This is a genomic window from Roseococcus sp. YIM B11640 (assembly GCF_049727625.1).
In the GTDB taxonomy this organism is placed as follows: Bacteria; Pseudomonadota; Alphaproteobacteria; order Acetobacterales; family Acetobacteraceae; genus Roseococcus.
The window spans coordinates 2501-5570 of the sequence record NZ_JBBJOZ010000011.1 but is presented as its reverse complement, the minus strand read 5'-3'; the positions used below and the strand labels follow the sequence as shown (position 1 = coordinate 5570).

Annotated in this window: 1 tRNA gene and 2 rRNA genes (1 of these 3 only partly in view); all 3 read right to left on the bottom strand. The window is 57.3% G+C overall.

The features are described 5' to 3' along the window. Window positions 1–77, bottom strand: a tRNA-Met gene (locus WJM96_RS22790). A gap of 38 nt (window positions 78–115) precedes the next feature. Continuing rightward, a 5S ribosomal RNA gene (gene rrf / locus WJM96_RS22785) occupies window positions 116–230 on the bottom strand. Window positions 231–334: 104 nt separating this feature from the next. Beyond that, a 23S ribosomal RNA gene (locus tag WJM96_RS22780) occupies window positions 335–3070 on the bottom strand (it continues 2 nt past the right edge of the window).

Here is a 3070-nt window from a genome sequence, read left to right as displayed (position 1 = left end):
TGGATGCGGGGACAGGATTTGAACCTGTGACCTTCAGGTTATGAGCCTGACGAGCTACCGGGCTGCTCCACCCCGCGTGAGGTGTTGTTGTGTGTGTGTTTTTTTCGGTTGGGTGGCCTGGCGCTGACCGACTCTCCCGCCGCTTGAGCGGCAGTACCATAGGCGCTGGGGTGTTTCACGGCCGAGTTCGGGATGGGATCGGGTGTTTCAACTCCGCGATAGGCACCAGGCCACCGAACCGAAAAAGTTCAGGTGGTGAGGAATGGTTGGTGGAGTGTGAGGTGGGGTTTGGTGCTGCGTGCGGTGTCCCTTTTGGGGGGACCGCGGTGGTAGGATGGATGAGCCTATCGGGCGATTAGGACCGCTTAGCTGAGCGCATTGCTGCGCGTATACATGCGGCCTATTGACGTGATGGTCTTTCACGGCCCTCAGGGAGACCTGGTTTTGAGGTGGGTTTCCCGCTTAGATGCTTTCAGCGGTTATCCCGTCCGCACTTAGCTACCCAGCTGTGCCACTGGCGTGACAACTGGTGCACCAGAGGTGCGTCCATCCCGGTCCTCTCGTACTAGGGACAGATCCTCTCAAGTCTCCAACACCCACAGCAGATAGGGACCGAACTGTCTCACGACGTTCTAAACCCAGCTCACGTACCGCTTTAATCGGCGAACAGCCGAACCCTTGGGACCTGCTCCAGCCCCGGGATGCGATGAGCCGACATCGAGGTGCCAAACCTCCCCGTCGATGTGGACTCTTGGGGGAGATCAGCCTGTTATCCCTAGAGTACCTTTTATCCGTTGAGCGATGGCCCGTCCACGAGGGACCACCGGATCACTAAGGCCGACTTTCGTCTCTGTTCGCGCTGTCACGCTCACAGTCAGGCGGGCTTATGCCTTTGCACTCAACAGCCGATGTCCGACCGGCTTGAGCCCACCATCGCGCGCCTCCGTTACAATTTGGGAGGCGACCGCCCCAGTCAAACTGCCCGCCACGCAGGGTCCCGGCCCGGGATTACCAGGCTCGGTTAGACGCCAAAAAGGCACAGGGTGGTATTTCAAGGTTGGCTCCACACAAGCTAGCGCCCATGCTTCAAAGCCTCCCACCTATCCTACACAGTCCCTTCCTGGCGCCACTGCGAAGTTGCAGTAAAGGTTCATAGGGTCTTTCCGTCTAACTGCGGGTACCCCGCATCTTCACGGGGAATTCAATTTCGCTGAGCCCATGCTGGAGACAGTGGGGAGGTCGTTACGCCATTCGTGCAGGTCGGAACTTACCCGACAAGGAATTTCGCTACCTTAGGACCGTTATAGTTACGGCCGCCGTTTACCGGGGCTTCAGTTCGGAGCTTGCACTCCTCCCTTTAACCTTCCGGCACCGGGCAGGCGTCAGACCCTATACGTCATCTCTCGATTTCGCAGAGCCCTGTGTTTTTACTAAACAGTCGCCACCCCCTGCTTTGTGCCACCCACACCTGCTTGCGCAAGCATGGGTCTCGCTTATCCCGAAGTTACGCGAGCAATTTGCCTAGTTCCTTCAGCATGGTTCCCTCAAGCGCCTTGGTATGCTCTACCAGTCCACCTGTGTCGGTTTCGGGTACGGTCCAATGCCAGAGCTATTTCCCGGACCCATCCATCCACCACCCCAATCCAATAAGGGATGATAGAAGTTCAAGGCCGTCACTTCTGGCGGGCTCAGGAATATTCACCTGATTCCCATCGGCTACGGCTGTCGCCCTCGCCTTAGGGGCCGGCTCACCCTGCGCGGATTAGCCTTGCGCAGGAACCCTTGGACTTTCGGCGGGAGAGTTTCTCACTCTCCTTGTCGCTACTCATGTCCGCATTCGCACTTCCCATACCTCCAGGACCCCTCACAGGTATCCCTTCGCAGGCCTAGGGAACGCTCCGCTACCACGCGTATTGCTACGCATCCACAGCTTCGGCAGATGGCTTGAGCCCCGTTACATTTTCGCCGCAAGACAGCTATTAGACCAGTGAGCTATTACGCTTTCTTTAAAGGATGGCTGCTTCTAAGCCAACCTCCTGGTTGTTTTGGCCGTCTCACATGCTTTCCCACTTAGCCATCATTTGGGGGCCTTAGCTGGTGGTCTGGGCTGTTTCCCTCTCGACAACGGACCTTAGCACCCGCTGTCTGTCTGCCCGTCTGCACTCTTCGGCATTCGGAGTTCGGTAGGGTTTGGTAAGGCTTTGGGCCCCCCTAGCCCTTCCGGTGCTCTACCTCCGAAGGTGACCAACGAACGATCTACCTCAATAGATTTCGCGGAGAACCAGCTATTTCCGAGTTTGATTGGCCTTTCACCCCTAGCCACAGCTCATCCCCGACTTTTTCAACAGGCGTGGGTTCGGCCCTCCAGTGGGTGTTACCCCACCTTCAGCCTGGCCATGGCTAGATCACTCGGTTTCGGGTCTCATGCCGGCAACTGAACGCCCTGTTCAGACTCGCTTTCGCTGCGCCTACACCTAACGGCTTAAGCTTGCTGCCAACACGAACTCGCGGACCCATTATACAAAAGGTACGCCGTCACACCCTAAAGGTGCTCCGACTGCTTGTAAGCGTCCGGTTTCAGGTCTCTTTCACTCCCCTCGTCGGGGTGCTTTTCACCTTTCCCTCACGGTACTTGTGCACTATCGGTCGCCAAGGAGTATTTAGGCTTGGAGGGTGGTCCCCCCATGTTCAGACAGGGTTTCACGTGCCCCGCCCTACTCAAGGATCCATCAGAACATCACGCCTACGGGGCTATCACCCACTTTGGCCAGCCTTTCCAGACTGCTCGGCTTAGTTCCAACAGACCACTGGCCTGCTCCCCGTTCGCTCGCCACTACTAGGGGAATCTCTGTTGATGTCTTTTCCTCCAGGTACTGAGATGTTTCAGTTCCCCGGGTTCGCCTCCACACCCTATGTATTCAGGTGCAGATACCCTTGCGGGTGGGTTTCCCCATTCGGAAATCCGCGGATCAACGATTGCTCGCATCTCCCCGCAGCTTATCGCAGCGTGCCACGTCCTTCATCGCCTCTTGGCGCCAAGGCATCCACCGAACGCTCTTATCGCGCTCAT